We start from the raw sequence: 2,490 nt of genomic DNA on the forward strand, positions 1-2,490 counted from the left end.
GGAAGTTAAGCTCTCTAGCGCCGATGGTAGTTGGGACCTTGTCCCTGTGAGAGTAGGACGTCGCCAAGCAACCTTAAGACGAGTCAGAATGACTCGTCTTTTTTGTGTTTCTAACTTCTTATCAGCCTCAAGGTACCATTTTAAGTAATACTTCTTCTTTTAATCCTCTCATATTCAATTTCTTTCATCATTTTCGGTGTGTAGTTTAAGATTTTCTATTTTATTTTTTGTAGAACTAATCTGTCGGTGTGTTAAAATAGTACAGTTATTTTTTGAAGTACTTTAATATATAGAGATTTAATTTTAAAAAGGAGATAATATGAAAAAGATAAGTGTAATTACTATAGTAGTTTTAGTCCTTCTAGCGATTGCATATATGTTAGTCGGGAATTATTTCTATAATTATGCGTTGAATGCGAAACAAGGAAAAGATTTTTTAGAGGATAATCCTCACTTAACGGAAACGGTGAATGCATCGGGAGGTGCATTGGCTACGAATGAAGACAAGAATGCGAACTTTGTATCAAAATATAAACCTAATACATTAACTATACGCTCTTTTGATAAGCTAAATTTAACAGGTTATGAATATATGAATGAGCAATCTAGTCATAAATGGGCACTTGTAGTTCATGGATATGATGGCAGGGCATCAGCAATGACGAAATATATCCGGAACTTTTATGAACAAGGCTATAATGTCATAGCACCAGACCTTCGTGGGCATGGGAATAGTGAAGGGGGGTATATCGGTATGGGATGGCATGATCGCAAAGATGTTTTGTTGTGGATTCAACAAATTTTAAAGAAAGATCCTAATGCTGAAATAGCTCTATTTGGTATTTCTATGGGTGGAGCAACTGTTATGATGACTTCTGGAGAAGATTTACCTCCTAATGTTAAAGTTATTATTGAAGATTGCGGATACTCGACTGTTATTGATGAATTCACGTATCAACTAAAAGATTTATTCCACTTACCGAAGTTTCCTGTTATGAATGCGGCCAATACAGTTACTAAATTGAGGGCTGGATACGATTTAGAAGAGGCTTCGGCTGTAAAACAAGTTGCGAAAAGTAAAACACCTATGCTGTTCATTCATGGAGATGCCGATACATTTGTTCCTTTTGAAATGTTAGATGAGGTGTATAGTGCTGCAAAAGTAGAAAAAGAGAAATTAATTGTTCCAGGTGCGGGACATGGAGAAGCTGAGAAGGTAGATTCGAATACATATTGGAATACCGTATGGAAGTTCGTAGAGAAGTATATTCCAGCATAATTAAAGTTGTTTCATGTTTATATACGATAATCGGAGGGGGAATAGTTTATCCTTTTGATTATCGTTTTTTTTGCTAATTAGGTATTCTGCTATAAGTATACTCTTGTATGTACTATATGAAGGAGGTAGAGCAAAAATTTTTGAATTCTTTAATCTCAGTGCTACAATGATTGAAAACTAAATGTTAATGAGGTGTTCATATGAAAATTGAAGTTTGGTCTGATTTTGTATGTCCGTTTTGCTATATTGGGAAACGTAGATTAGAGACGGCTTTAGAACAATTCCCGCATAGGGATGATGTTGAAGTTGAGTTTAAAAGTTTTGAATTAGATCCGAATACTCCTGTTTACTCTGGAACGAGTATTAACGAAGTGCTTGCATCGAAGTATGGGATTAGTATTGAAGAAGCTAATCGTAATAATATACAACTAGGCAATCATGCAGCTAGTATGGGTTTGAATTTTAATTTTGAAGAGATGAAGCCGACAAACACTTTTGATGCGCATCGTCTGGCGAAGTTTGCAAAGGAGCAAGGGAAGGAAAAAGAGATTACAGAAAATCTTCTTTTTGCATATTTTACTGAATCACAAAATTTAAGTGATGTGGAAACGCTCGCTACGATTGCTGAAAATTCAGGGATAGATAAGCAAGAGGCTTTAAATATTATCAATAATAAAAGTGCATATGCAAATGATGTTAGAGTTGATGAAGCGATCGCTCAGCAATATAGAATTACGGGAGTACCTTATTTTATTGTTAATCAAAAATATGCCATCTCAGGTGCGCAACCACTTGAAACTTTTGTTGGTGCACTTCAGCAAGTATGGGAAGAAGAGAATCCTGCACCTAAGTTACAGGAACTTTCAGCAGATGGTGGAAGCGATTTTTCTTGTACTGACGGAAGTTGTTCGGTACCTTCAGAAGAACAATAGTTTTTATGATGGAATAGCACCCCATAGATAGTTCTATGGGGTGCTTGTATATAACTATAGAAGAAATACGTAAATAGATATTTTGATTACGTAAATGAAATCTATAAAATATAAAGTTTTCCAAAAAACATATTGACGATTATGCAAATGAAGTGTAATATAGAACAAGTCGCCGATGCAATAACGCAAAACGCGGCAAACGAAATAAAAAACTTAGTTGACATTAACTAACGAAGATGTTAACATAAGGAAGTCGCAAATGAGCGACCAAGTAGTTCT

At 35.2% G+C, this 2,490-nt stretch carries 2 protein-coding genes; both read left to right on the forward strand.

What is annotated here, in order from left to right:
* Nucleotides 1-319 precede the first annotated feature (319 nt).
* Nucleotides 320-1,279: an alpha/beta hydrolase gene (locus BAQ49_RS11450; RefSeq protein ID WP_071745408.1), complete on the forward strand. Its 960-nt coding sequence runs from the start codon at nt 320-322 to the stop codon at nt 1,277-1,279.
* A gap of 200 nt (nt 1,280-1,479) precedes the next feature.
* The gene (locus tag BAQ49_RS11455) at nt 1,480-2,211 is read left to right on the forward strand and encodes a DsbA family oxidoreductase (RefSeq protein WP_071745409.1); all 732 of its coding nucleotides are present in this window, start codon (nt 1,480-1,482) and stop codon (nt 2,209-2,211) included.
* Nucleotides 2,212-2,490 lie beyond the last annotated feature (279 nt).

The sequence above is a fragment of the Bacillus proteolyticus genome (assembly GCF_001884065.1).
Classification (GTDB): domain Bacteria; phylum Bacillota; class Bacilli; order Bacillales; family Bacillaceae_G; genus Bacillus_A; species Bacillus_A proteolyticus.